Here is a 26290-nt window from a genome sequence, read left to right on the forward strand (position 1 = left end):
TTGCTTGTACAGATCAACCTCGTATTCTAGTAGATCCGACGGTCTGCCTCTGCCTCTTAGAAAGGCGCGGCAAACATGCCAGGCTTCTCCGTCAGATCGGATCAGTTTTTTGCTTCTTCGATGGCTTCTTCCTCAGATTGGCCTGCGTTTACTTCGCGAACAGCATTGAGCAGCTTCGTATAGCCTTCTGGATTATCGCAGAAAACCTTTTCCACCAGCTCATACTTCGTGCCTACTTTGTACGCTTTTTTCAACTCTTCCTGATTCCAAGGGAAATCGTGTTCCGTTGCCTTCACCAGACGGGCATCGTTGTAGAGGAACCAGTTTGTTTTCTCCCCTTTGTCAGCCATTCGCTCGCAATCGCGCAGCTCAGAGAGATTTAATTGGCGGACTTTCCACTCATCACCATCAATGTTCACCACGATTTCTTTTCGCGGCGTTTGTTCATTGGCTTTTGCCAAATATTTTTGCAGCTTGCTCATGTTCATTCCCCCTATTCGATGTACGCTGGCAATTCGTCGAGATAATCAGGCTTTTCGATGGACATACCTTTGAGATCATAGGTCGCGTGGTCGTTGCCATCTGCCTTTGCTTCCCACAATGTAATCTCATCTGGATTTAATACGATATTGGAAATACGGACACGCTCGGAATTTCCAGCTTCCTTGTCCAGCGTTTCACCGATCAGGAATGGCAGCACAGGAGTTTTCCCTTTGGTCAATTGCTCTACGCAGTAGTATTTCAGAGCTGCGTTCGTTGCAGTAATTTTCAGCGTTACTTCTACGTGCCAGTCATTGACCGTCTGGATTTTCCCTTTTTGCAGACGATTCGTATCGCCATACTCTACCTTGAGAACCATCTTCCCTTCGAGAGTTCCGTAGATCGGGTCCCCATTTTCATCGTAAATTTGGCAGTTCTTCAGTTTAATATCGCGTGCAATAGCCAATTACAGCACCTCCCAGTCAATGTCAAAGTATTCGATTGCATCTAGTGGTTTTGCAGACAAAAGGAAGCCTCGGCGGTCCCCGTCGCCATTCTTTTGATCGACAAATGTCCAGCCTGCATCGATTGCTCCTTGCTGTTCACGCACGGTCATATAGGTATTGACCGCAGATACAAATACAGCGCCGCCCAAATCGCTGTTGCTCAGTTTGCCTTTGTATTTTTTGCCTACCTGGCTGATGTCGTTGACAATCTGATCGAGAGTCATGCTCACACGAATTTTTCCGTAGTCCTCGCGCTCATTGGTACCGATGACGGCTAATGTATTTACCGCGCTTTCGATGATATAAACATCTCCGTCACGAGTGGCGATCAATGTACCTGTACCCAGCGCATTCAAAATCTCGGTATGGCCCCAATCCTTCAGTGCTTTTTTCAGTGGAACGACAATTGCCGTAAGTGATTCATGTGCTGGAGTCGCTGCAATCATTCCCGCTACCCATGCAGCCCACTCCAGGCTTCCATAGACCTTGCCGTTGTTGTGTTGACCTGCAATCGCTGTATTCACAACATAACGGGCATTTTGCGCAACAGAGCGCTCGATGTGCTTGGTCATACTGTCGTCGTCCATGGCTTTGCCACCAATGACGAGCGTACTCAGCTTTTTATTCTGTTTACGACGATCACCCATAAACTGCTTGGCTGCTGCTTGTACTGCTGCATCGTCAAAAGGAAGATACATCGTATCGAAATCGGCGCCAGAAACAGCCATGAACAGCTTGGTAGAATCAGCCGCAGCCAGCTCCACTGTCCCACTCGTTCCTCCGTTCAAAAGTGTCTCGGCAACAGTAGTAATCACAGTTTCACCGAGCTGCTTGACACGGATGTAAATAGATTGGCTCGTTTTGGCAACCAATTCTCCTGCATCTGCAAATGAGAATTTTTCTGTCTTGAGTGGACCCGCTACTTGCAGCTCTCTTTTTCCTGGCTCCGAAGTGGACGCGACAATCGCAAGCTTCAGATCGTTACCAAGTAATCCAGGATAAAGTGCCTCTACCTTGATCGCATCTGCTTGCTCATACGCTGCCGCTTTTGCGTTACCATTTGTCATACGATAAGCCAGGATTGTGGCGCCACCTTCTGCTGCCAGCTCAATCGTATCTACCTGACCGAATGTTTCTGCCATACGCTCGTCAAAGCTACCCAGCTTTACCAGTTCATCTGGCGCGCCCCACTCAGCCTGATATGGCACCAGCACAACACCACTTTTTGGTACCACACGTTCTTTTGCTTTTGCGATCAATTCGACCGTTACACCTGGTCGCTCACGTTGAATTGTCATGGTTACACCCCGCCTTTGTATTTGTTCAATCGACTTTTTACTTGGCTTTCTGCCAATGGCTGCTGCTCTGTCTCAGAAAAAAGAGCCCCGGCTACTTCGAACCGTTCGGCTCCAAAGTATGCGGCGCTCTCAATCCACTCTCGTTTGGTTTGCACAAGCTCTGGGGATTGTGCTTGCTGTTCTTTCTTTGCCACTATATTTTGACCTCCTTGATATCAAAGATATTGATTTTGTCCACTGCGTTCTTTGGTACAGTAGCCTTGTACGTGAACCGAAACGTGATTTCCGCTCGATCCCGTTTATCTCTCCAGATTCGCAAGGAAGTGCTATCGAGCTCGATGGTCAGATCATCGTTTTTTCCGCGGTAGCTGAATTGTAGCCTTCGCAAAAGCTGACGCAGAGGTTCAGTGGAAATCGGCTGATACACACCTTCTACTTTTGGATAGTGAAGCACAATGGCGCCTTCTGAAACTACCTGATAGGACGTTAGACTATTCCCCGTCTCCATCACGCCATGTGTCAAAAGGAACGCGCTTGGGGCTTGAAAACGCTGTGCCATCCAGTCATCCACATTTACCACGATCGGTAGCTGTGGATAGGCCTCATTAATGAGATCGCTCAGTACAGAAAGCTCATGATCCATGATAACCCCACCTTCCGCTCTGTCGGCACGCATATTTTCGTTGTGTCACATATGCTCTCCTCCTTCATCTAGCGTAGCGAGCGAAGCCCGCCGAGCAAGGAGCGAGTGGACATAAACCTTTAACTCGCATAAAAGTATGGCATTTTTGCCTGGTTCCTTGCGCACCGAGCACAAAAAACCATCCGGCTATATACCGGACGGCTTTTGTGCAGCTCTTATTTGTTTCGCTTGACTCAAGTATAAACGAAATCAGGTAAAGAAGAGGAAATTGAACGTCAGTGTCAGGGTGTGTAAACCTTTGTCAGGCAATAAAAAAAGACCCCTAGGGAATCTTGGTCACTTGGTTTTCGTATTAATAGCTGACACGGATGTTGTCTACATAAGCGCAGTCTTGCCCTTTTGATGTGGAACCGTCCTTTACGTAATTAAACGTTACGGTTTGGTTTCCAGTTCCAAGTGTCACCGAATAGTCTTTTACCCAGCCCGTTTCTCCTGAGGCTTTTAGTTTACTTACTCCGTTAACCAACACTTCCAAGTAGTCGTAGTTAGCTTCAGAGCTGACGAAGTAGTCAAACTTCAGCGTTGGGGTTTGAGTATAGTTGGTCGGAATGCTTTCTGTAAATTGCATGGTAGATGTTTCTTTATGGTTAATTGTCTTGCTCCTGCGGCTCCATGTACCGGTGGATGCTTCCACTTTGGAATCAGCCCAATCTCCAGTGAAATTGAATGCATATTTGCTGCCTTCGAATCCTTCGGAAATGTTCGCAGAACTTGCTTTGGGCAGTGTGATGTTAAGCGTTACTGGGCCATATTTCCCTGCTGAATGGCTATATCCGTATACTTTTGCATAAACAATATCGCCAGCGCTTAGAGGAACAACCACTTTTGGTTGGCCGTCACCAGCTCCATCATCATCCTTACCTAGTACAGTGGACTTATTAGAGGAGATGATTTCCATATATGCATCAAAACCTGAAGAGGTGGTAAATGTATAGCTACCCTTATGCGGTGCGGTATACATGAAAAACAGGTCTTTGGTGTCTTTCAGTGTACCATTGGCGCTCGTTCCGTTCACAGCAATCGGATAATCAATAGACTCTCCACTTTTACTGAATGGGGAATAGAAAACAACTGCTAAATTGTCGATGTAAGCTTGATTTGAACCTGTTATGGCGCTACCTAGCATATTGTAAACGAACTCAATGGTGTTATCTCCAGTGACTAACTCAATTTGTTTTGGTTGGTCGGACCAAATTGTTGTACTAGAGCCAAATGTACCTGTGCGCAAGAATTTACGTTCTCCGTTTATAATGACCTCCATCGTGTTGCGAGAATCTGCATTCATCTTATGATGGAAGATTAGCAATGGTGTATTTGCATCTGATGGTATTTTTACTGTGAACTTAGTTGAAGACTTCGTTCGTGTATCACTTTTGCTTCCCCAGCAATACGTACCAGATTGAGCTTCTTTTTCTTGTCTCCAATCCCCCTCATAATCGAAGTGAGGAGCACCCGGTTCAAAGGTATCCTCAAGTATCGTCAATTGATCTGGCGTGAGCACCTTCAAAGAATATACTCCGGTCGATGTTCCATAGCTTGCAACTTTCACATAGTACATCTGACCTGCAGTCAAATTGACAACCATCGCTGGATTTGTTCCACTTCCATTGTCATCATCGTAGTTGATCATGTTGTAGTTGTCATCATAAACATTCATTACGGTATCAACCGTTGCTGAGTCCACAAAGAAAAGATGTTTTCCAGTTACCTGAGGTGTGTATTTATGATGTACAATATATTTATCACTTGCAATTGATCCATTATAGCCAGTGTTAGTAAGGATTACGGCATTAGAAGTAAGTCTTCCTGGATAGTTCGTTATTGTTGTCCAAGGAGAAATAACCATCCCCTTACCAAATGATTTATCAAAACCATCTTTTCCAATGTCATATACGTTGGTCTCGATGAGATTTCTAATTTGTGACGCTGTATAATTTGGATACTGTTGCCAGAACAACGCTGCTAAACCAGCTACAAACGGTGCTGCACAAGATGTTCCATTGAAAGATTGGTAGCCTGTAAAAGAAGTCCCTGATGGTGCGCGAACCCCATCTCCAGGGGCAACTACATTGATTTCTCCACCTCTAGCAGAGTATTTTGCTAGATCCCGATTTCTTTTTACTGCTCCTACGGCAATAACATTAGATAATTTAGCAGGATACATAACCTGATTATTAATATCCCTTGCTTCTTCACCAGAGTTACCTGCAGAAGCAATGACAAGTATACCTTTATTAACAGCAATATTAATCGCCGCTTCTACACCTGAGTCATTAATCTCCTTTGCAAGGCTAATACTAATAACTTTTACTTGCTTGCCTATCAAATGATCGATCGCTCTTGCAATATCTGCCCCACTGTATCCATTGCCAAAACCAATTTCCTGATCCATTGCAATGCAGTACAGTTCTGCATCGGGTGCAACACCAAGGTACCCAAGCGTGTTATTCCTCATCCCAATAATTCCAGCACAAGACGTACCGTGATTAGCCCAGTCATTTGTCACATCTCCACCGGTAACACTATAACGATATGCGTAGGTCATATCCTCGTGGTCACGAAATCCTGAATCAATTACCCCTACCCGAACGCCTAATCCTGTATATCCTCGATTATGAAATTCTGGTATACCAGAAAGCGGCAATGACCATTCTACTGATTGCGCCATAGCAGGACTAAATCCTTGAGACTTTTGAACTTTTACTACATCAGGATGTAACTCAAGTTGCTCTAGCTGTTGTTCTGATAGATCTTCCACGATGATCAGATTTGGGGTGTTCGGCATTTCGTCTATGATCTTCGCGTTTAACTCCTCAACAATTTTTTTATTTGCACTATGGTCGAAACCATGAAACACGATGCTAAATTTAGCCACTCTTATCTCTCCTTTTTCGATAGATCTTGATAAATAATCATTGGTATCGTATTTGTCGTGCTTGCTCCAAATTTCACCAGTCACATGTCCTAAAACTCCGTCACCTCCTATGATTGAATAACAAGCGAAACCCTATCTTTCAAATAGACCGGCACAAAAAAACCACCCGGCTATATACCGGATGGCTTTGTCTGTTCGCTTCGCTTGACTCAATTATAAACAATAAATGGAAACTAATGGGATTTTATAAACAAGTGTCAGCTTGTGTAAAGCAATGTCACCGTATCCCCCTCAAAAACCCCACCATTCACCCATCTCAATAACTCACCCGAATATTATCCACATACGCACAATCCTGTCCTTTTGATGTGGAGTTATCCTTCACGTAATTAAACGTCACGGTCTGTTCCCCTGTACCAAGCGTGATCGTAAAGTCCTTCACCCAGCCCGTTTCCCCTGACGCTTTCAGCTTGCTTACTCCATCAAGCAGCACCTCCAAATAATCGTAAGTAGCTTCGGAGCTGACGAAGTAATCGAACTTCAACGTTGGTGTTTGTGCATACTTGCTCGGGATGTACGGTTTAAACTGCATGGTCGATGTTTCCTTGTGCGTGATGGCTTTACTCTTGCGACTCCATGTCCCAGTAGATGCTTCCGCTTTGGAATCAGCCCAATCTCCGGTAAAGGTAAATGCATAGGTGCTTCCTTCAAACCCTTCGAAGATCGTTACCGGATCTGGACCCGTTTTGGCTGTGGTCGTACCCGCTCTGCTTAGACTTGTAGCCGACCCATATGAATTACGAGCTAATACATAGTAGGTGTATGTCGAAAGCGGTGATAGATTTGGATCGGTAAACGTAGTTGCTGTGCGTCCTGTGGCAATTATTGCACCGTTGCGGTAAATATCGTAGGATGTCGCACCCGTTGCAGAGTAGGTCAGTGTCAGCGAATTTGTCGTTGGAGAAGCGACAGCCATGGAGACAGTGCCTGGAGCAGTACCAGCGGAAGCCTCGGCAATATTCAATGTTACTGGTCCGAATTTACCTGCCAAATGGTTGTACCCAAAAACTTTCAAAAAGACTACTTTCCCCGCTGTTAACGGGACAATCACTTTCGGCTGATTTCCACCTGCACTGTCGTCATCTGCGCCAAGAACCGTTACCTGATTTGTGTCGATAACTTGCAAATAAGCATCGAAGCCAGATGCAGTAGTAAAAAAGTAGCTGGCAGTGCGAGGAGCCGTATACTTGAAAAACAAGTCCTTCGTGTCGCTTAACGTTCCGCTTGCTGAGGTGCCGGACACGACAATTGCATTTGTAAATGAATCACCCGGTGTAGATGCGTTGACCATAATTCCCATCCTTTATTATTTCTCCTTTCCATTCGTAGATTACGAGCTTCTGATCAAGACTCTGTGATGGAACGATGTTCTGAGCCTATTAGCCCAACCAGCGTCCATTTTTCATCTCCAAACCATCACCCTCTCGACCGAATTAGCGAGCCATGCCCGCCGAGCAAGGAGCGAGTGGACATACGCCTTAAACTCGCAAAATATGCGGCCTATCGCCTGTTTCCTTGCTCGCCAGGCACTTCCGCTCTGCACAAAAAAACCACCCGAAAAACTCCCGGATGGCTTTGTGCTACTCTTCTATTCACTTCGCTTGACTCAAGTATAACTCAATAATGGTAAATAAAGGCAAAAGTCACGCATGTGTCAGGTTGTGTAAACCACTGTCAGTCCATCTCCGCTTCAACTAATGAAGGGCATTACACGACTACCAGGAAAAATGCTGCTCGGGTTTCTCAGCCCTACCTCTTTGGTAGCGCGAAGCTTGGTCGACCCAAAAAAGCTTGTTGCCAATCACCATTTTAACCATCGCCCGATGCTCTCGATTGAATTCCCCTCTGGTAATGGGATCGGACAAGTGCGTTCGATGGCCAAAATCTACGCCGCATTTGCGAGTCGAGCTGAAGTACTAGGATTGAAGGAATGCACCTTGAAGGAATTGCACAACCCGGCTATATCTCCGCAGGAAGGCTACTATGACCATGTCAATTGCATGAATATCGCCTATTCTCTAGGATTCTGGAAGCCCTTTTCCGGTCTGAAATTTGGCAGGAGTGAAAGCGCATTTGGTCATCCGGGCGCAGGAGGCTCGTTTTGCTTTGCCGACCCAGATGAGAAGCTGGGCTATGCATATGCCATGAATAAACATGGCTTCGGAATGGCAAACGAGCCGAGAGAGCTTGCCTTGCGAAAGGCTGTGTACGACTGCCTCTAATCTAGCAAGCCTAGCCTTTCCGTCCATCACCCGATCTGTTGAAATCTGTTTCCGTACATGGCCCGTGCCATTTTCAGTACCGCGCTTCGCTTGATCTCGTAGTAACGCTGCCGGGAAACGCCGATCTCTTTGGCAATCAGGTTGTTTTTGTCTCCGTCCAAAAGCGCTTCGACGATCAAACGCTCCTGCTCACCCGGAATTGTTTCCACAGCCTTGTTGATCCGCTCGATTTTCTCCTGGAGATTTTGCAGCCTTTTCCACTTGCGTTCCCGGCGCACTACTTCTGCATGAGTCTTGTCTCCATTGCTCCCTTTTCCCTTTGGCAATGCTGCTTCCAGACCGTACTGTCCGACCATCCCCTCACCTGCTTCACGCAAATAGCGCTGGATGCGAACAACCTCGATCAGCATGTAATGATAGTCGCGAATTTCATCCTCGGTTTTCTGGACAATCTCCAGAGTTGGCTCTTCTTCGTTCACACGACTAAAGCTATCTGTTTTCATGTATGGGACTCGCTGTTTCTCCGGCGCGCTCTCTGTTCGCTTTTGATCCTGCATGTACTTGTCCCACTCCGGGCAAGCTTCTATTTTTCCAACATGCTTATCATGGACCTGGCAATGGGATTTTTTCCCCCAGCACGTAGCCGGACATCCTTCACATACCGCTTCCATTAGTACATCCTTACTGAGCAGTGTCGCTTGTGCCATTGCAATTCCTCCTTATTAAAGCATCTATCGGGTATTCCATGTATCGTATGAAAGGAACGTTTGTTCGTATTATTAGTACAAGTATCTCATACTAACGATCAATGTTCAAGATATTTCTACCATTTCTTTGCAAAAATACAAGGAGGTGCAACAAATACCCAAAAGACACAAAAAAGAGCCAGTACCCCTGTCTTTCAACAGAAGCTCTGACTCTGTTCTTCTTTTTATGAGTGCGCTAATTAGTCCCAGATATTCGGACATTCGATTCTCATCGTGCGCATATAATCCAACAGCTGCCCGGTATGGACGGATTCATGATAAGCGATACGCAGAAGCATGTCCCCCAAAGTACGAACATACCCCACCTCGGAACGATCAATCCGAATGCTTTCCAGATCGCTTTTCGTCAATGTTTTCACGTATTTCAAAAACTCTTCACGAAATGGCGCGGCAAACCGCAAATCCTCGTCCACTGTCGTAAATTCCTTTGTTTCAAAAGGATTGGGAATGGCTGATAATGCTGCACTGCCTCGATGGATCAGAATCTGATGATAAAGAAATTCTCCCTCGATTACATGACGAATCATTTCTGCACACGTAAATGCTTTATCATCCGGTTTCCAGTTCAACAGGTCGCTCGGAATGCTTCTCCACACCTTGATGCTTCTACGTCTGACTTCCTCAAAGTTCAAAATAAGCAGGTCATTCTCATTCATGCCATTCCCTCCTCTCTATTCTCGCACTTCCTATTGTTGATAGCAGTCGCATGTTGCGACATGATCGTTCACCATGCCGACTGCCTGCATAAAGGCATAGCATATCGTTGTACCCACAAAGGTAAAGCCACGCTTTTTCAAATCCTTGCTGAGCTTGTCACTGGTCTCGGTGGAGGCCGGTACGTCCTTCATTTCCTGAAAATGATTGTGAATTGGTTTGCCGCCTACGAATGACCAGATGTAGCTGCTAAAAGAGCCAAATTCCTCGACGACCTTAAAATAAGCTTTGGCATTCGTGACGACCGCTCGAACCTTTAAACGATTGCGCACAATCCCCTCATCCTGTAGCAATTCCTCAATTTTTTGCTCATCGTAGTGAATAATCCTTTCCGGATCAAATTGATCAAACGCCCGTCGGTAGTTCTCTCTTTTTTTCAAAATGGTATACCAGCTCAATCCAGCTTGTGCACCTTCTAAATTCAAAAATTCAAAGAGGAGACGATCGTCGTAAATGGGCACGCCCCATTCATTGTCATGATAATCCATATATAAAGGGTCTTGATTTACCCAGCCGCAGCGATTCATTCGAAACATCCCTCCCGTCAATTACGAACATATATTCTTATTTAGATCATATACAAACTTTGTCTATTCTGCAAGTTTTTCTAGTAAGTCTTTTGGCTAACAAAAAAAGACCCCAGACGTCTGAGGTCCCTTCCTATTTCATGCGATCATCAAGCTGTTAAAATGATCGGTTTGTCTTTTGTTATGACAATCGTATGCTCATATTGCGCGACGTAGCTCTTGTCCGGTGTTACCAGCGCCCAGCCGTCCCGTCCATCATCGACGTACTCGGTTCCGGTGGAAATGAACGTTTCTACTGCCAGAACTAGCCCCTCTGTTAACAAGCGCTTATCCATCTTGTCGTAGTAATTCAGGATATGATCAGGCTCCTCATGAAGACTTTTTCCAATGCCATGACCTGTCAAATTCTTCACTACCGTAAAGCCATTTTTCCGCGCTTCATTATGAACAATACGTCCGATCTGACTCATTTTTGAGCCTGCCTTGGCTGATTCAAGCGCTTTGTGCAGCGAGTCTTCAGCGCATTTGCACAACGATTGCTTCCTTTCATCGGCTGCCCCCACGACAATTGAAGCTCCCGTATCCGCATAGTATCCGTCCAGCTCAGCAGATACATCTACATTGATGACATCGCCTTCCTTGAGCACAGTACCATCCGGAATCCCGTGTGCGACTACATGATTCACACTGATGCAGGTGTAGCCAGGAAAATTGTACTCTTTACGCGGTGCTGATTTGGCACCATGCTGCTCCAATATTTGCTGACCGATCTGATCCAATTCTTTCGTCGTCATACCGACTCGCACTGCCTTGATCATGGTTTCCCGCGCTTCAGCCACAATTCTCCCAATGCGTTGCAAGCTAATTAAATCCTGTTCATTTTGAATGGACATTTACATACCTCCTCGACAAATGAATATATACCCTCTTATATACAAAAACGACTATGATTGCAACTCCATTGTTACCTCGGATCGCTGTTCTCAAGGATTATCATCGCGTTTCGAATGTGCTTCATTGTTTTATCTACCGCTTCCTCTGGGTCCATCTCTCTGCGTTTATTTAATATTGTAGTCAGCATGCCTTCCCACATGAGGACAGTCATTTCATTCACATCGGCAATCGTCTGATCATCGAGCTCCCGTTCCTTTTTCGCGAGCTTCAAAAGCGCCAAGCTGCGAGAGGTCAGATCAGGATTGTACAGCAGCGGCTTGATCTCCTCGGTCAATCCAATCAAATCGCTGGAGTAAATGGAGAAATAGTGCGCCAAAATATCCTCTGGCTTCTTTCCCAAATCCGCGATGAACAGGGCGTGATAGATCTGAGGCTGGGCAAAAGAATGCTTGCAAAAGCACTCCCAGCTCAAAACGTATTTCTCCAAATACGTCTGTCCCCGCTCCAAATAGTCAGGAAGCTCTTGCAAGTATCCCGTTGCAAATCGCATCGAAGCGAAAAAAATCAGGTGAGACAGCTCTTCAAAATAGTTATAAATCGTAGAGCCTGTATATCCCGCCTTTTGTCCAATTTTTCTGGCACTGACCTGCTCGATTCCTTCCTCTTCGATAATCTCGACGGTTGCATCCACAAAATACTGGAGCATGCGCTTGATTTGCAGCTGACTTCTCGCCATCCCATTCCCGTCCTTTTCGTAGTCTTGTCCATCATTATACCTTTTTACAATTGGGATTGTTTAGGGGTACAAAAAAGAACCCCAGCCTTTGTACTGCGGTTCTTGTGCATCATTGTTCCATGATTATCCCATCAAGCCATCAGGCTAAATTCATCGTGTATACGTGCTGCTTACGCTTAGCCTGCTTTTGAATAAACCCAATCGAAATACGATTAAACTCGTCAGGCTGGTCCACATTGACGACATGACCGGAATTCGCCACCAGACTCAGCTCTGCGTACTTGCGCTGACTTACCCGCGTCTGCACAGAAGGCAAAAACATGTAGTCCTCGTCGCCCATGATGAAGATCGTTGGTATCGGAGGCTCTTTTGCCAGCAGTACATTCAGGAAGGAATTGACGCCTCTCGTCAGCTTAAACCATCTTTTAAATTCCTTTTGGCATAGCTTTTTCGCTTCTCTGACAAATAGCGAGCGAGATTCACGATGTCTTTCGCTCGGCATGATCACCCAAGCAAACAAGCGGTAAAGCCACATGTACGGAACGATATGTTTGACCAGATTCCCCAGCGTAATCAACATTTGCGAACGGAAATTAAGTCTGGTCACAGCTCCTGCCAAAACCATGGAGCGGATCTTTTCCGGCTCCTTTTCAGCAATCATCTGAACAATGATCGTACCAAGCGATATGCCTACAAAATGAGTCGATGTAATACGCAGATGATTCAGAACATCAATGACATCTCTGCTTACATCCGCAAAGGTATAGTCCTTGAACAGCTTGCGCTTGATGTTTTTTGATTTGCCATGCCCGCGCAGATCGACGAGGAGAATATTGAAATTCTCTTTGTAGGATTTGATCTGTTTATACCAAATGGATGAGCTTCCCCCTGCCCCATGAACAAAGGTGACCCATTCATTATTTTCACCACGTATGTATGTCTTATAATGAATCACTTATATTCCCCCTCACCGTATTATATCGGAGGGATGTCAAGAGTGAAAGTGTTACCATATTATTGAAAAAACGACGAAGAAAAAGACCGCCAAAGCTCTCATTGACGGCCCATCTCTCTTTCACTATAAGAAGCCTGCTACGCCTTTCTTTTCCGACGCAGCTGGTAATACGTGACGGCCAATGCCAGCGCAAGCACGGTCCCTTTGATAATATCGTACGCATAATAAGGTAGATTCAGCATCGTCATACCATTGAGCAGGACCCCGATGAGAATCGCTCCAACGAAGGTACCAAAAACGTTTGGCTTACCTGCACCAAAGACGGAGAATCCGACGAACGCCGCAGCTACCGCATCCATCAGCATCGAACCGCCACTGCTTACTTGTCCGGTACCGATCCGTGCTGCGAGTAGCATTCCACCCAGCCCCGCGAATAAGGCAGACAGTACATACGCCAGTGTCCGATAGCGATTCACTGGAATACCGGACAAGCGCGCGGCTTCCAGATTGCCCCCTGTCATGTACAGCATCCGTCCCTGTCTCGTATACGTTAAATATACATGGGTAATCACAACAAGCAAAAACGTTAATATAACAGGAACGGGCAGCGAAAGGATTTTCCCCTGACCCAGCCAGAGGAACCATTCGTCGAATTTTCCAGGCGCTGTTGTTCCATCAGTCATCGGCATGTTTGCGTAAATCGAATACCCTTTGGAATACGTCATATGAATACCGTTTACAATGTACAGCATCGCCAGGGTGGCAAGCAGATCAGGAATCCGAATCTTTACAACCAGGAAAGCATTGATCAAGCCAACCAGCAGGCTGAGGGCAATCGGAATGACCAATGTTGCAAACACGCCCTGCTCATACCACACCATCATGGACGCGGATACGACAGTCGTCAGAGAAACTGTCGAGCCTACGGAAAGGTCGAAGCCCCCAACGATAAGCGAGAAAGTAACCCCAATCGCTACAAACGTCACAATCGAAATCGAACGAAGGATATCAGTGATGTTGTCATACGTAAAGAAGTACGGGTTGGTGAGGCTGAATAGCAGCATGACGATGACGATAACTGAGACCGTACCGTATTTATAAACAAAATCAAACAAGCTAAATTTCTTTCCTTCCACGCTACTCACCTCCGCTTGCATAATACATAATCAGCTCTTGGGTCACCTCGTCACGACTCAGCTCTTTGACGATTTTCCCCTCAAACATGACGAGAATCCGGTCAGCAATCCCGATCACTTCCTGAAACTCGCAAGAAAAGTACAAAACTCCCTTTCCTTGCTCCGCCAGTTTCCCGATCAAACGATAAATGTCGCTCTTGGCGCCAATATCTACCCCTTTGGTCGGCTCATCGAACATAAAAATGCTTGAATCCGTGTTCAGCCATTTCCCGATTGCGACCTTTTGCTGATTTCCACCGCTGAGATGACCGACTAATTGGGCAATATCTGCTGTTTTCACACCCAGCTTCTGCACCAAATCCTTCGCCTGTCTGGATTCGATTCCTTTACGGATAAAGCCAAGTGGTGAAAAGCTGGCCAAAGTGGCTACCGACAGGTTGTGGTTGACGGATTCCTCTACAAAAATCCCTTCCTTCCGTCTTTCCTCCGGCACAAGTACGATCCCTGCATCAACAGCATCCTTGGGAGAGGCCAATCTTACTTGCTTTCCCTTTAAGCTGATCTCCCCTGCCTCCATACTATCTGCCCCGAACAACAAGCGGGCAAGCTCTGTCTTCCCCGCTCCCACAAGTCCGACCACACCCACAATTTCGCCTTGCTTCACATGCAAATCGGCCCTGCGAACCTTGCCCCCTGCTACAGCCTTGGCCTCGAAAACGGTTTCCCCTATCGGCACCTCAACTTTGGGGAACTCCTCAGAAAAGCTTTTGCCCAGCATGTGCGAGATCACTTCATCCATGTTCGTCGCTGCTGTTTCTGTCGTAATGACGCCCTGACCGTCCCGCATGATGGTGATCCGATCACAGATTTCAAAAATCTCCGGCAATCGATGGGAAATATAAATGATTCCTACTCCGGCGCTTTTTAGCTGTGCGATGATTTGAAACAGCCGTTCACTTTCCTTGGTGCTTAAAGGCGCTGTCGGCTCGTCGAAAATGACGTATTTCGCTTTTTGGACTGTAGCGCGAGCAATCAAAATCAGCTGTTTTTCTGACAGGGTACATTGCTCCACCAGCATTTTTACAGGGATCGAAAACCCGAAGCCCTGCAAAATCCTTTCCGACTCCGCGTACAAGCTCTGCCAGTTGATGAGTCCCTTTTTCTTGGACGATACAAGCTGATCCAGTAAGATATTTTCCGCCACGCTTAAATAGGGAACGAGTGCCGTATCGACCTCCTGGTATACACACTGGATTCCCAGCGCCTTGGCATCCTGTGGTGATTGAATCGTCACCTCTTGGCCATCTATGGAAATCGTTCCTCCATCTGCCTGATAAGCGCCTGTGAGAATTTTCATCAGCGTGCTTTTCCCCGCTCCATTCGCTCCGAGCAGCGCGTGAACCTCGCCAGCCTTTACTTCAAACTGAACCGATCGAAGTGCCGGAACACCGGAGAATTGCTTTACGATCCCTTTCATATGCAAGGTAGACATGTTTTACACCTCCCCCGGAATTTATGTTAAAAAAAACCTCTATCGCGGCCGGCTCACCAGGGAGCGACCGCGTTTTAGAGGATCCTTGCTTTACTTGCCCCACTCGTTTACGTATTGGGACAGATCACCCATCGTTACTTTTTTATCCTTTGGCAAGTCAGCTTGCTTTACGAGAACTGGGTTCAGCTTCACGCTGTCTGATACTTGCTCGCCTTTGATTTTTTGGAAAACGGTTTGTGCATGGATGCGTCCGATGTTGGATGGATCAACCGCTGCGGTCGCTGCCCATGGAGAGTTTTCCTCTTGAATCAATTGCAAATCTTCATCGCTCAAATCGATTGCATATACTTTGATTTCGTTGCGTCCTGCTTGTTGAATGGCGCGTGTTGCACCTTTGGCGAATTCATCCCATGCTGCCCAAACTGCTGTGATATCACCCTTGTTTGGATACTTTTTCAGAATCGCTTCCATCTGTGTTTGAGTGTCTAGCGCTGTATTGTTGGTTGCTGAACCGAACGCTGCAATTTCCTTGATATCCGGGTACTTTTTCTGGAATGCATCATACGTTACTTGACGTTTTTCCATTGGGGCAAAGCCAGCTACCCAAATTTTTACGATGTTTCCTTTGCCGTTCGTATCTGCTGCCAGCTGCTCCAGGCTCAGCTCAGCCAGCTTGTTGTCGTCCTGCTCGACTACCGGTACACCTGGCAATTTGATATCCGTGTCAAAGAGAACAACCGGAATTTTCTTATCAATGGCTTTTTGCGTCCCTTGTTGCAGCGCTTCTGCTGTACCGTGGTCGATCAGAATGCCATCAAAATGCTGGTTAACAGCTGCATCAAGGTTGGAAGCCATTTTCGCCAGGTCAGTATCCGCGTTGAATACAGTCAATTGTCCGCCATTTTTCTCTACTTCAGTTTTTACACCGTTGATGTATTGCGCTGAGAATGTACCTACGTTTTGACGCATGATCAGTGCGATTTTCTTTCCATTGTCACCAGACGCTCCACCTGCACCGCCACTTCCGCACGCCGTCAACACCACCGACAGTGCCAACACTACTGAGCTTACCAATCCGAGTTTCTTTTTCATCTCCATAATCCCCCTTTTTTTCTTCCTTTTCCGCCTAAAGCTATGTGCGAAAGCAACCAAAAAAGCCTCTTTCAACAGATGAAAGAGGCTTCAATCAACAAGATTCCCGCCTCTTATCTGTCAGGTATCATCTACCTGTTGGAGTTAGCACCTTGGCTTGCAAGAGTTGAGAAACGTCTCACATGCTAGGTTGCCGGGCTTCATAGGGCCATTCCCTCAGCCTTCTCTGGATAAGAGTTGTACTTATATTCAAAACGTTTGTATTAGTATATACAGACTATAATCCTTCCATTACCCATCTGTCAACTGGGTGTTTTTAAACCAATTTTTGGTTCTTTCTGCCCAAGAAGCACTCCCAAAGAACGAGAGGAATTGTGTTGTGTCTTGTCGAAATATTTTGACACGATACATAACCAAAACAGTCTGGTATGGGGATGTCCAATGAGCCTACTAAAAGAAGTGATTCTGCAGCTCTTCTTTGCTCTTACTCCGTTTGTTTTATACAACATATATTACCGCGACAAGCTCCAAAATTACAGCCGAACTTTTATTCTCATTACCAGCTCGATCAGTCTTTTTCTAGCGATGACGTTTGCGTCCAGTGTGGTTGACGGCATTATTTTTGATATTCGCTATGTCATCCTATTTTTTGGGCTCGTCTATGGCGGGATGCAGACTGCACTGATTTTGGTTCTTGAGTTTGTCCTTTATCGATGTTATTTGGGCGGCGAAGGAATGGGAGTTGCTCTTCTCATGCTCGTGTGCACCTTTCTTCTCTCCGTCGTGATTTACAAGCTGTACCAGAAAACTCACCGGAAAACTCTTTATACGTTCCTGGCGGGTATTCTCTTTTCCCTTGTCGCCCTTGGTCTGACCTACCTCTTTTTTCCTGCCTATGTGAAGCAGCATCTCGCTTATCATGTGTTTGTCATTCCTTTTCAAAATTCAGTAGGAATTTGGCTTCTGATGTCGTTATTTAGCAAAGCGATTGCTGATAAGGAGCTATTTATCATTCACGCGCAAAATGAAAAAATCCAGGCGATGAGCCATGTAGCCGCGTCTCTCGCACATGAAGTACGAAACCCGCTGACTGCTGTGAAAGGCTTTTTGCGCTTGATGCAGGAGGGTCCTAATGAGCCATACAAAACCGAACAGTACATCAAGATCAGTCTGGATGAAATCCAGCGAACCGAATCGATTTTGACCGAGTACTTATCGATCTCGAAACCACTTCAGGAGCGCCACGAGCCGATCAATGTATCCGAGCAGCTCCATGTCATTCAGGAAGTCATGCTGCCTTTTGCCAACATGCATAATGTGGAGCTGGATGTACAAATTTTTGATACGCCCGTGACCATCATCGCCAATCCTGATGAGATCAAGCAGGTATTGGTCAACTTCGTGAAAAACTCGATTGAGGCTTGCGCTGACGTACCAAACGGACGCGTCATGCTGTCAATTCTGATAGAAAAAGGAAATGCCATTCTCCTGATCGGAGACAACGGAATCGGCATGGATGAGGGACAAATCCAGCGCCTCGGCTCTATTTATTTCTCTACCAAATCTAGCGGCACGGGACTTGGCCTCACCTATTCCTATCATGTCATCCATTCGATCGGCGGCACAATTCAAGTGACGAGCGAACCATTTATTGGTACGAAATTTACGATTACTTTTCCATGCCTGGCACAGGAAAAAGTCGAAGCGAATCTTACTGCTTGAGCACCTTTGTCATAAATACTTGCTCTGCCATTCGCGCAAAGCCTGCATCCTGCAAGGCCGTAACTACCGGAAGATTGCTTCCTGGCAGATTCACCGTCAAACGATGACAGTCAACATCCAGCGGCGCAAAGACATGTGCGAGAGCGTAGCGGATCGTTTCAGCCTGATCCTGACATTTTGGATCAGCCTCGCAGTGAAACAACAGAATCGTCGCCAAGGATTGGTCATCCGCAAAAATACGGCGGTACAATGCATATCCAATTACCTGCTCCTCGTTATCTATGACGAGGAGTGCTTCTTTATTTTCAATCGTTTGCCACTGAATATCCCAGACAGGGTTCTTCCAAAAAGGCAGCTGGTAGACATCATGAGGAATTCCGTGCACGATGCGATAGCGTGAGTGCCGATCATCATCTAGTGAGCGAAGCTTCCCTTTCTTCTCCAGAAAAATCGACTGATCAACAAGCTGAAATCCCATCTTTTTATACAACGAGATCGCTTTCTCATTTTCGCGGATGGCTACAAGTGTCGCAAGCTCTACCTCTTGCTCCTCGTAAATCCGAAGTGTCTCCTCCATTAATGCCCGACCAATCCCTTGATTGCGATAGGCTGGGGCCACTCCGGTTCCTCCATTCCAGGCCACCTTTTTGCCCCTGCGTTGCCAAATTCCGTTTAGGACAATGCCCACAGGTTCATCATTCATGAATGCAAGGACTGAATAGAGAGGGGACAGCTCCTCCTTCCCCATTTTCAAAGCTAGCGTATCTGCCGTTTTGGATTGGTCAAAATAATAGCCTTCAAAGCCTCGGTTGTACGCTTGTACTGCCTCGTCTAGCGTGCATTCATGAAATCTTTTGAACGTGAGCATCAGATCGCCTCCTGAAAGGTATCGTGTATCTATGATCATTTTACTAAAAATTTCTAATTAACAAAATATATTTGATCAAAAAATACACTCCTTTTTCCCTGCAAAAATCCCCCTCATTTAAAATCATGTAGGAGCAAATCCTTATAAAAGCCCTTATGAAAATACATCGTTTGGCCGATATGAATATAGTGAATGCTATCTCTATCCATACGAGGACATCACGATTACTCGACATCTTGGGGGAAACGTAAAGTGCAGTACACATCCCGTTCTTTTTCGATCCTGGCTCTTGTTACTTTATTCTTATTTTTGACTGGCTTTTCTACCGAAAGCAAACCAATCAAAGCAACCTGGATCTGGCATACAAACCTGATAACTTCTGAACCAGACCAGATTCTCTCCTTCAGCAAGGAGCAAGGTGTAAATCTCCTCTACCTGCAAATGGATCTCTCGCAAAAGCCTGAGTCCTATCGCACGTTTATTCGAAAAGCGAGCGAGGCAGGAATCAAGGTTCACGCATTGGGAGGAAGCCCGCAGTGGGGATTGGAAGCACATCGCTCCAGAATCATTGCGCTCATAGATTGGGTTCTCGCCTACAATCAAACTGCTGCAGACGAGGAAAAATTCAGCGGCATTCATCTTGATATCGAGCCCTATCTTTTACCACAATGGAAGACAGATCAAGCGTCCGTCGTATCACAGTGGAAGGCAAACGTAGAGGCTTACACATCACGTGCCCAAACAGACCCTGCACTGGAAATCGGCTGTGACATCCCTTTTTGGCTGGACAAGGTATTTTTGCCGGACGATTCTACCACCGCCTTGAGCAAATGGCTGATCGACAAGCACGATCATGTCACAATCATGTCTTACCGTGATCGTGTAGAAGGCTCGAACAGTATCACTGCTTTAGTTACTGAGGAAATAGCCTGGGCTGATGAGCTGGGCAAAAGCATACTGCTTGCAGTAGAAACGAAAGAAAGCCACGAAGGCAACCATCTGTCTTTTTATGAAGAAGGAAAAACGTACATGAACCACATGCTCGCAAGGCTTACAGAGCTGATGTCCGTTCATCCATCCTTTAAAGGAATCGCGATCCATTCCTATGAGCATTGGGTTGCATTAAAAAACGAATAATTCCCCTGGCCACCTGAAAGCAGGCGGCAAAAAGAAAAAGAGCGGAGAACATTTCCGCTCTTTTTTCACATACCAAAACAAATTCCAACATATGAACAAAAGAAGAAAGACTAGTAACTGCCTAATCTTTGTGACGTTTTACAGGCGACTTCCTTTACTTTTTCGATTAAAAATTGCAAACGCTCTTCTTTTAAATCGTACGTCAAAATCCCGATGCTCAAGGCGCCGATTACTTTTTGATTGTAGTCAAAAACAGGAGCCGCTACGGATGCGGTATTTTCTGTTCTCTCTCCAAAACTCACGGCATAGCCCTGTTGCTTAATCTCCTTCAGCTTTTCAAAAAATGGCTGCATGTGCTCCTGCTCGATTAACTGCAGCAGAATTTGCTCCGCCTCATTTGTGGTCATATTCGCCAGAATCGTTTTATTGGCCGCACCGATATTCAGCGGAATTCGCAAACCAAGCTGATCATAGACACGAATGTTGTGCTGGCTGTCGATACGATCTACGATGATGGATTCGACTCCACTCGGCTGACTGAAGTAAACGCTTTCCTCTACCTCTCTGGCAAGCTCCTCAATCATCGGCTTTATCACTTTCCGATAATCAATCCGGTCTAGTACACGAAGGCCAAATTCCATCCATTTGACACCCAGAGCATACTGCTTTCCTACTGCATCCTGCTCCACAAGCCCATGCTTCATCAACGTGTACAGAAGCCGATAGATGGTGCTTACCGGAAGATGACACTCTTTCGATAAATCGTTTATCGTCCACCATTTTCTTTGCTCGTCCGACGAAAGTGCCGTCGCGATCGCCATCGCTCGATCAAACGATTGGATCACGCTCATCTCCCCTTTATCTGTCTGTATCCGTTATAACCCATATCTTAAACTATTTTCTGCAATTTTGTGAATCGCAAAAAAATAATGCTCCGCAATTGACAGTAAGAAACAACAGTGTGTAAACTAAGTATAAAAATATTTCGAAATATGAATATTATTCTACAATGTGGAATTAAAGGAGGTAACTATGTTCTCAGGCAGCCAATCCATGGTCAAAAAGATGAAAACGGTCATCATCAAACACCCTAATCAAGCCTTCATCAGTCAGGAGCATTTGGATCAATCCTGGAAAACGTTCAACTATACAGATCATGTCGACTGGAATAAAGCACAGGAAGAATATGCAAAATTCGAGGCAATTCTACGAGATCACGTGGAAAATGTGCTGCACCTTCCGCAATCCGATAAAACGGGACTCGACTCGATCTATGCACATGACCCGGTAAAGTTCACTTCCAAAGGGGCCATTCTTTTAAAGTCCGGAAAGCAGCTTCGTCAGGGTGAGGCTGAAGCGTACAAAGCTTTTTTGCAAGAAAACAACATCCCGATCTTGGGTCAGCTGTCAGGAGATGCTCTCGCAGATGGCGGCGACTTGGTCTGGCTCGATGAGAAAACGCTTGCAATCGGTCTTGGCTTCCGCACTAATCAGGCGGCCATCGCGCAAATCACCGAAATGGTGAAGGACTTCACAGATGAAGTCATCGTCGTTCCCCTTCCGTATGATCGTGGCGCAGAAGAGTGCCTGCATCTGATGTCCGTCATCAGTATGGTCGATCATGATCTCGCAGTCGTCTATTCCAAGCTGATGCCGGTCTTCTTCCGCCAACTGCTCATTGATAGAGGTATCCAGCTGGTCGAGGTATCCGATCACGAATACGAAAATCTCGGCAGCAACGTACTGGCTTTGGCACCTCGCGTATGCATGGTCGTTGCAGGCAACCCGGAAACCAAGCAGCTGCTCCTCGATGCCGGTGCAACCGTGTATGAATATGAGGGTCAGGAAATTTCCTACAAGGGTACAGGCGGTCCTACTTGCCTCACTTGCCCTGTAGAGCGCGTTTAATTGCTAGAATCCGTCTCTGCTTTTTTCCAAACAAAAAGCCACTTTCGCAGTGGCTTTTTTTAGTCCCTCTACTTTTTGGGCGTGATCGGAATGACACCCTCGAAAGTCGACTCCTCCCGCTCAAAACCGCTCAGCCACAACTCATAGCTATCTTTTTTCTTTACTGGAAAGCTAAAAGTGACCGTCTCCAATGAATCAGCTATGATGAAATCCTTGTAGATTTGATTATCGATTCTGAGCGTAATCTCTTCAGGCTCCTTGTTCGGGATCACAATAAAGAGATGATCATCCTTGTAGTACACCTGTTGGATACGCAAGGTTTGTTTGCCAAATGGGATATCCTGCGGGTACTTGGCATTCCTATCAAGTACAAGGCTCTCTCCCATTTCCCGATTCGCTACGATTCCAGAAAAACGCAGCTCCAGCCCCTCTGGAAGGTCAGCAAAGTAAAGAGACGGGATAAACTTGAGCGTGTATTTGTCCGTGCCCAATATCCGCTCCACATTTGGATTGATCGTATCATCTACCGCGCTGTACTCCTTTCCTTTTTCATCTACAAGCCTAGCATTTTGCAATCGTTTCAGCTCGAATCCGTTGTTGAGCTTTGCCTCCAGCTCTACCAGCATGATAGTGGGAGCTGCTACAATTTGATTCACCGAAAGATTGTCCACCAGCTTATCGGCACCCATTTCTGCATGACTGCCCTGTATCGGCTCAATTACCTTTTCGGCGGCCAGGACTGCTTTTGGCAATGGCACTCGTATTTCCGCGAGCACCTCATTACTATCCTTGTTTTGCCTTTCAATCACTACAGGAAGTACAGGATTTGGCTGGTTCATCAGTTCCCGCATTTTCTGTGACTCCAGCAAATAGTTGGCCTTTATGACAAAATAGTTGGTGCCTTTGATAGGCTGAAGATCCGTCGAAGCCCCTCCCCTCAAACTCATCTCCCCCAGATTTACTATTAGTCCACCGTACAGTAACGCAAACTTTTTGTCTTCGTCGTTATCCCTTACGATCTCCTCCAGCTTTTCACCCGAGACCAAAAGCGTATAGGTAATACGTCGTTGATCGACCATGAGGTCTTTGAGCTGAAACGTGAAGCCGTCCTTTTCCACCTTGATCTCAGGCAAGATTGGATAACCGTGATCTCGTGCTTGAGAAAAGCCTTGATCCGGTGTCGACCATTCAAATTGTGCTGGATACTGTTGCGCCCCTGTCAAGCCAAATAGATCCTCTACTCTATGAAGAGGCTGAACAACCTGTAAAAAGAACGTAGCAGAAACAGCCACACCTGCGGTCCACGCCGCAATCCTCCAGGGCCTGCGCCGATTTTGCAACTGGATTTTTTTCAACACCTCTGTTTCCAGCGGCTGCAATTGAAACGGATATTGCTCTTTTACTGCTTGCTTTGCAGATTGGCTCCACTCTTTCCATACACGATCCTCGCTCATCCTTCTACCCCCTTAGACATGCTTTCTCTTAATTGCTTTCTGGCGCGGTGCAATCTCGTACGGACGACCTCCTGTGAAACGGAAAGAATCTCTGCTACCTCCTGAATGGACAAGTCCTCGTAGTAGTGCAGCAGGATCACTTGCCTGTATTTCGGTGCAAGCGAATGAATATACGCCACGATCTCATCCCGCTTCACTCGGCTAAGGATCTCTTCTTCTACCTGATTCGTCGCCTTACCGTCCAGAAGATTGCCCAGATGGTCATCTACTGTAGGGAAAATGTTGCGAAAGGACCATGAGCGAAAATGCTTTTTGCATTCATTCATGGCAATTTTGTAGAGCCAGTGCTTGATCTGACCCTCCCCGCGAAACTGGTCCAAATGACGATATGCCTTGATAAATACGTTTTGCGTGATATCCTCTGCCAAGGAATGGCTTTTTACCGTGAGGCAGACGAGATGGAAGACATTTTCCCCGTATTCCTGCATCAGCCATTTTAGCCGCGCCTCCCTGGTTGTCGCTAAGCTGGCCGGGATTGTTTCTACTCCGTTCAACCTGTTCACCTCATTGATTGGTTTCTACTAGGTATGATCCTTCTGCGTCCAGGTTTGTGACAAATTGAGCGATACTGGCGGAAAAACGAAAAAAACCGTTGTTTCCACAGCGGTTTTTCTTGTTCTCACCTGCAATTGGAAGTTCCTAACCAACGATTGTCATTTCCCGATGATTCATATCCAGCACTTCAATCCTTACAGTCCCCCCAAGATGATGGGACACGAGATCAGCCAACTCTTTCAGTGCCAAATCAAACTCTTCACTTCTTGTTTCATCGACTAATTCTATACAGAGAAATGCATGCTTCGTATGCTCGGTAAGCATCGTCCTGAGGGCTTCACGCCAATTCCAGCATCGGCATATTGCCCCTTCATCGTCTTTATAAACAATTTCCCCTTCGTAGGGCGACGCATTTTCATCGCTGCCCAATGGGATAAACGGTTCGTTACCATTTGCCTGCGTTAGCCGAAGATCGCCTGCAAAAGTATCGATATCCTCTCCACCAACTGGAAATCCATAGCGCAAGGAAATGGAATTATAGATGTCAACGAGCGGGTTTATTGTCCCGATGTGATTACCGTTTTTCACTCTTTTTAATAGAGCTTCAATGGAACATCTTGCGCCCTTCTTTGTCTTGAATTTCTGAAAGGCTTCCCGCCAAACGGATATGACTGGGTTCGCACTGAATTCCTCCTGACTGAAGAATTTTTGCGCTTCCTTCTCTGCCTCCTGCAGCAGCTTCTCGTAAATTTCAACGTCCCTGATTGAATTATCAATCCCCTGGCAAATCACTGTGCCTATTTTCGCCTGTGGGAATAACGACCAAAAATCATCTTCAATGATGAAGCTCGTCATAAAATCGCTCTCCTTATGGTGTCACTGCCCTTATGTTTTGGAGGGGCTCGCAAACGCGGAGAATACCCCCAGCGCAATATAGAAATAGCCCGTTATCCGATTGAGTACCTTTGAACTCACGCTGCTGCCGCTGCTACCCACAATCCGCTTTCGAATACTTGCTGCAAGAACGGCATACAGACCATCACTAATAAAAGCTAGGATAATAAATATTGTTCCTAAAAGCAAAAATTGTACAGAGACCGATCCATCAGTAGGTGAAATGAATTGCGGAAGTCGTCGATTCAGATTTAGACAATAACGTCTTGCACCCCAGATAGATAAGATACGCAGCCCCCAAGTATTTTACGATGTGAAAGGCTGTTGCTGAGGTCATAAGGATTGCAGATACCCCAATAGCTCCAGCCAAGACATGAATGGAACCGCCAAGCGCCACACCGAGAACGGATACCAGACCTGCTTTTTTCCCCTGATCGATGCTTCTTGCCATAATATAAAACACAGCCGGACCTGGTATGATTAATAAAGTAGTAGCAGCAACTATAAAAAGCCAAATCGTAGAAAACTCCATCGAACCCAACTCCTTGTTGTATTTTTGCTCATGATGATAGCTGAAAGCACCATTACGCTCTCGTTTTCAGATTCGCTTTCATCAAGGAGGCAATTTGCTGCTCGTTTTGAAATGGACTCTGTTCCAGCTGTTTTATCACGAGCTCTTGTCTATGTAAGGAATGGTTTTGACTTGCCTTTACTTTCCCTTCCATCCGATCGATCTTGATTTTGAAGCCTTGAATACCTTTGTTCATACCACCGAGATATTCAGCATCTACATCCTCCAATTTGTAAGGACTGTCAGGAGCTTCGTACTTCACTACCAAATCATTCAAGGAGCTCATTAACTCATGCTCATCCCGGATCAGCTCAACTTCCCCATAAACATGAACGGTCACATAATTCCACGTCGGCACTGCTTTATTCGTCTCATACCAAGAGGGCGAGATATAGCAATGAGGACCATGGAAAACCGTTAGGACTGTCTGATTTTGAATATCCTTCCACTGTGGATTAGGACGGGCAAAATGACCGTACAAATACGTTTTCTCCATATTCAATATAAGAGGTAAATGAGTAGCGACGGGCATTCCTTCATGAACGGAAAACAAGGTGGCGAAACTGTTCTCCTGTATGACCTGGTAGGCAGCAGCTACATCTTTGATCGCATAATGCTCTGGGATATACATTTGACCTTCCTCCATTCACATTTTGATACTCAACAAAATCTGTTACACGATATGATAGTATTCAGGCTGACATTTATAAAGGTACAATACAGA

At 46.0% G+C, this 26290-nt stretch carries 26 protein-coding genes, 1 pseudogene and 1 riboswitch; of the genes and pseudogenes, 4 read left to right on the plus strand and 23 right to left on the minus strand.

The features are described from left to right. Positions 1-101: 101 nt before the first annotated feature. The 7 genes from ADS79_RS29370 to ADS79_RS29400 all read right to left on the minus strand — a co-directional run bounded on the left by ADS79_RS29370 (position 102) and on the right by ADS79_RS29400 (position 7222). On the minus strand, positions 102-482 hold the full coding sequence (locus tag ADS79_RS29370; RefSeq protein ID WP_236700135.1) for a phage tail assembly chaperone: 381 nt from the start codon (positions 480-482) through the stop codon (positions 102-104). 11 nt (positions 483-493) lie between these two features. Further along, complete coding sequence (locus tag ADS79_RS29375; protein ID WP_049741992.1) at positions 494-946, minus strand: hypothetical protein; 453 nt, start codon at positions 944-946, stop codon at positions 494-496. Continuing rightward, positions 947-2284, minus strand: a complete 1338-nt coding sequence (locus ADS79_RS29380; protein WP_049741993.1) for a phage tail sheath subtilisin-like domain-containing protein — start codon at positions 2282-2284, stop codon at positions 947-949. A gap of 2 nt (positions 2285-2286) precedes the next feature. Next, the gene (locus ADS79_RS29385; protein WP_049741994.1) at positions 2287-2478 is read right to left on the minus strand and encodes a hypothetical protein; all 192 of its coding nucleotides are present in this window, start codon (positions 2476-2478) and stop codon (positions 2287-2289) included. Beyond that, the gene (locus ADS79_RS29390; RefSeq protein ID WP_049742180.1) at positions 2478-2927 is read right to left on the minus strand and encodes a hypothetical protein; all 450 of its coding nucleotides are present in this window, start codon (positions 2925-2927) and stop codon (positions 2478-2480) included. Before ADS79_RS29390 ends, ADS79_RS29385 begins: the two co-directional genes overlap by 1 nt. Before the next feature lie 352 nt (positions 2928-3279). Continuing rightward, positions 3280-5946, minus strand: a complete 2667-nt coding sequence (locus ADS79_RS29395) for a S8 family peptidase (RefSeq protein ID WP_141260927.1) — start codon at positions 5944-5946, stop codon at positions 3280-3282. Positions 5947-6178: 232 nt separating this feature from the next. After that, complete coding sequence (locus tag ADS79_RS29400; RefSeq protein WP_049741996.1) at positions 6179-7222, minus strand: hypothetical protein; 1044 nt, start codon at positions 7220-7222, stop codon at positions 6179-6181. Positions 7223-7694: 472 nt separating this feature from the next. Between ADS79_RS29400 and ADS79_RS29405 the strand changes: the two genes are divergently transcribed. Beyond that, positions 7695-8144: a beta-lactamase family protein gene (locus ADS79_RS29405; protein ID WP_236700136.1), complete on the plus strand. Its 450-nt coding sequence runs from the start codon at positions 7695-7697 to the stop codon at positions 8142-8144. A 26-nt stretch (positions 8145-8170) separates the two neighbouring features. Here ADS79_RS29405 and ADS79_RS29410 read toward each other — a convergent pair whose 3' ends face one another. The 9 genes from ADS79_RS29410 to ADS79_RS29450 form a co-directional block, all read right to left on the minus strand. After that, complete coding sequence (locus tag ADS79_RS29410) at positions 8171-8836, minus strand: hypothetical protein (RefSeq protein ID WP_049742181.1); 666 nt, start codon at positions 8834-8836, stop codon at positions 8171-8173. Positions 8837-9090: 254 nt separating this feature from the next. Next, complete coding sequence (locus ADS79_RS29415; RefSeq protein WP_049741997.1) at positions 9091-9567, minus strand: DinB family protein; 477 nt, start codon at positions 9565-9567, stop codon at positions 9091-9093. A gap of 30 nt (positions 9568-9597) precedes the next feature. Then, positions 9598-10152 (minus strand): DNA-3-methyladenine glycosylase I, encoded by a 555-nt coding sequence (locus ADS79_RS29420; protein WP_049741998.1) that lies wholly within the window; start codon positions 10150-10152, stop codon positions 9598-9600. Between the two features lie 149 nt (positions 10153-10301). Next, positions 10302-11045 carry a type I methionyl aminopeptidase gene (map, locus tag ADS79_RS29425; protein WP_049741999.1) on the minus strand — a complete coding sequence of 248 codons (744 nt, stop codon included), beginning with the start codon at positions 11043-11045 and terminating at the stop codon, positions 10302-10304. 71 nt (positions 11046-11116) lie between these two features. Beyond that, positions 11117-11782: a TetR family transcriptional regulator gene (locus ADS79_RS29430; protein WP_049742000.1), complete on the minus strand. Its 666-nt coding sequence runs from the start codon at positions 11780-11782 to the stop codon at positions 11117-11119. Positions 11783-11921: 139 nt separating this feature from the next. Further along, entirely contained in the window at positions 11922-12737 is an 816-nt protein-coding gene (locus ADS79_RS29435) for an alpha/beta fold hydrolase (RefSeq protein WP_049742001.1), read from the minus strand. 137 nt (positions 12738-12874) lie between these two features. Next, positions 12875-13873: an ABC transporter permease gene (locus tag ADS79_RS29440; protein WP_141260923.1), complete on the minus strand. Its 999-nt coding sequence runs from the start codon at positions 13871-13873 to the stop codon at positions 12875-12877. A gap of 1 nt (position 13874) precedes the next feature. Further along, positions 13875-15365, minus strand: a complete 1491-nt coding sequence (locus tag ADS79_RS29445) for a sugar ABC transporter ATP-binding protein (RefSeq protein ID WP_049742003.1) — start codon at positions 15363-15365, stop codon at positions 13875-13877. Between the two features lie 90 nt (positions 15366-15455). After that, on the minus strand, positions 15456-16457 hold the full coding sequence (locus tag ADS79_RS29450) for a sugar ABC transporter substrate-binding protein (RefSeq protein ID WP_084766111.1): 1002 nt from the start codon (positions 16455-16457) through the stop codon (positions 15456-15458). A 110-nt stretch (positions 16458-16567) separates the two neighbouring features. After that, a riboswitch (SAM riboswitch) is annotated at positions 16568-16694 on the minus strand. Positions 16695-16898: 204 nt separating this feature from the next. On the opposite strand from ADS79_RS29450, the gene ADS79_RS29455 reads away from it, so the two are divergent. Beyond that, positions 16899-18179, plus strand: a complete 1281-nt coding sequence (locus ADS79_RS29455) for an ATP-binding protein (RefSeq protein WP_049742005.1) — start codon at positions 16899-16901, stop codon at positions 18177-18179. Here the strand turns inward: ADS79_RS29455 and ADS79_RS29460 are convergent. Further along, positions 18169-19047 carry a GNAT family N-acetyltransferase gene (locus ADS79_RS29460; RefSeq protein ID WP_049742006.1) on the minus strand — a complete coding sequence of 293 codons (879 nt, stop codon included), beginning with the start codon at positions 19045-19047 and terminating at the stop codon, positions 18169-18171. The genes ADS79_RS29455 and ADS79_RS29460 overlap by 11 nt on opposite strands. Positions 19048-19299: 252 nt before the next feature. On the opposite strand from ADS79_RS29460, the gene ADS79_RS29465 reads away from it, so the two are divergent. Next, the gene (locus ADS79_RS29465; RefSeq protein ID WP_049742007.1) at positions 19300-20184 is read left to right on the plus strand and encodes a hypothetical protein; all 885 of its coding nucleotides are present in this window, start codon (positions 19300-19302) and stop codon (positions 20182-20184) included. Positions 20185-20294: 110 nt separating this feature from the next. Here the strand turns inward: ADS79_RS29465 and ADS79_RS29470 are convergent, their stop codons facing one another. After that, positions 20295-21029, minus strand: coding sequence for an IclR family transcriptional regulator (locus tag ADS79_RS29470; RefSeq protein WP_049742008.1), 735 nt, complete (start codon positions 21027-21029; stop codon positions 20295-20297). 187 nt (positions 21030-21216) lie between these two features. Here ADS79_RS29470 and ADS79_RS29475 point away from each other — a divergent pair, with 187 nt between their 5' ends. Beyond that, positions 21217-22092 (plus strand): dimethylarginine dimethylaminohydrolase family protein, encoded by an 876-nt coding sequence (locus ADS79_RS29475; protein ID WP_049742009.1) that lies wholly within the window; start codon positions 21217-21219, stop codon positions 22090-22092. A gap of 68 nt (positions 22093-22160) precedes the next feature. Here ADS79_RS29475 and ADS79_RS29480 read toward each other — a convergent pair whose 3' ends face one another. The 5 genes and pseudogenes from ADS79_RS29480 to ADS79_RS29500 form a co-directional block, all read right to left on the minus strand. Beyond that, a complete protein-coding gene (locus ADS79_RS29480) occupies positions 22161-23546 on the minus strand; it encodes a hypothetical protein (protein ID WP_049742010.1) in 1386 nt (461 codons plus the stop codon). Then, positions 23543-24034, minus strand: coding sequence for a sigma-70 family RNA polymerase sigma factor (locus tag ADS79_RS29485; RefSeq protein WP_409362415.1), 492 nt, complete (start codon positions 24032-24034; stop codon positions 23543-23545). The genes ADS79_RS29480 and ADS79_RS29485 overlap by 4 nt, the downstream gene beginning before the upstream one ends. A 211-nt stretch (positions 24035-24245) precedes the next feature. Continuing rightward, the gene (locus ADS79_RS29490) at positions 24246-24956 is read right to left on the minus strand and encodes a B3/B4 domain-containing protein (RefSeq protein ID WP_049742012.1); all 711 of its coding nucleotides are present in this window, start codon (positions 24954-24956) and stop codon (positions 24246-24248) included. A 30-nt stretch (positions 24957-24986) separates the two neighbouring features. Further along, positions 24987-25527: pseudogene (locus tag ADS79_RS29495) on the minus strand (LysE family translocator). A 52-nt stretch (positions 25528-25579) separates the two neighbouring features. Beyond that, positions 25580-26197: an FMN-binding negative transcriptional regulator gene (locus tag ADS79_RS29500; RefSeq protein ID WP_049742013.1), complete on the minus strand. Its 618-nt coding sequence runs from the start codon at positions 26195-26197 to the stop codon at positions 25580-25582. Positions 26198-26290 lie beyond the last annotated feature (93 nt).

Origin of the sequence: Brevibacillus reuszeri (genome assembly GCF_001187725.1) — a bacterium.
GTDB classification, from domain to species: Bacteria; Bacillota; Bacilli; order Brevibacillales; family Brevibacillaceae; genus Brevibacillus; species Brevibacillus reuszeri.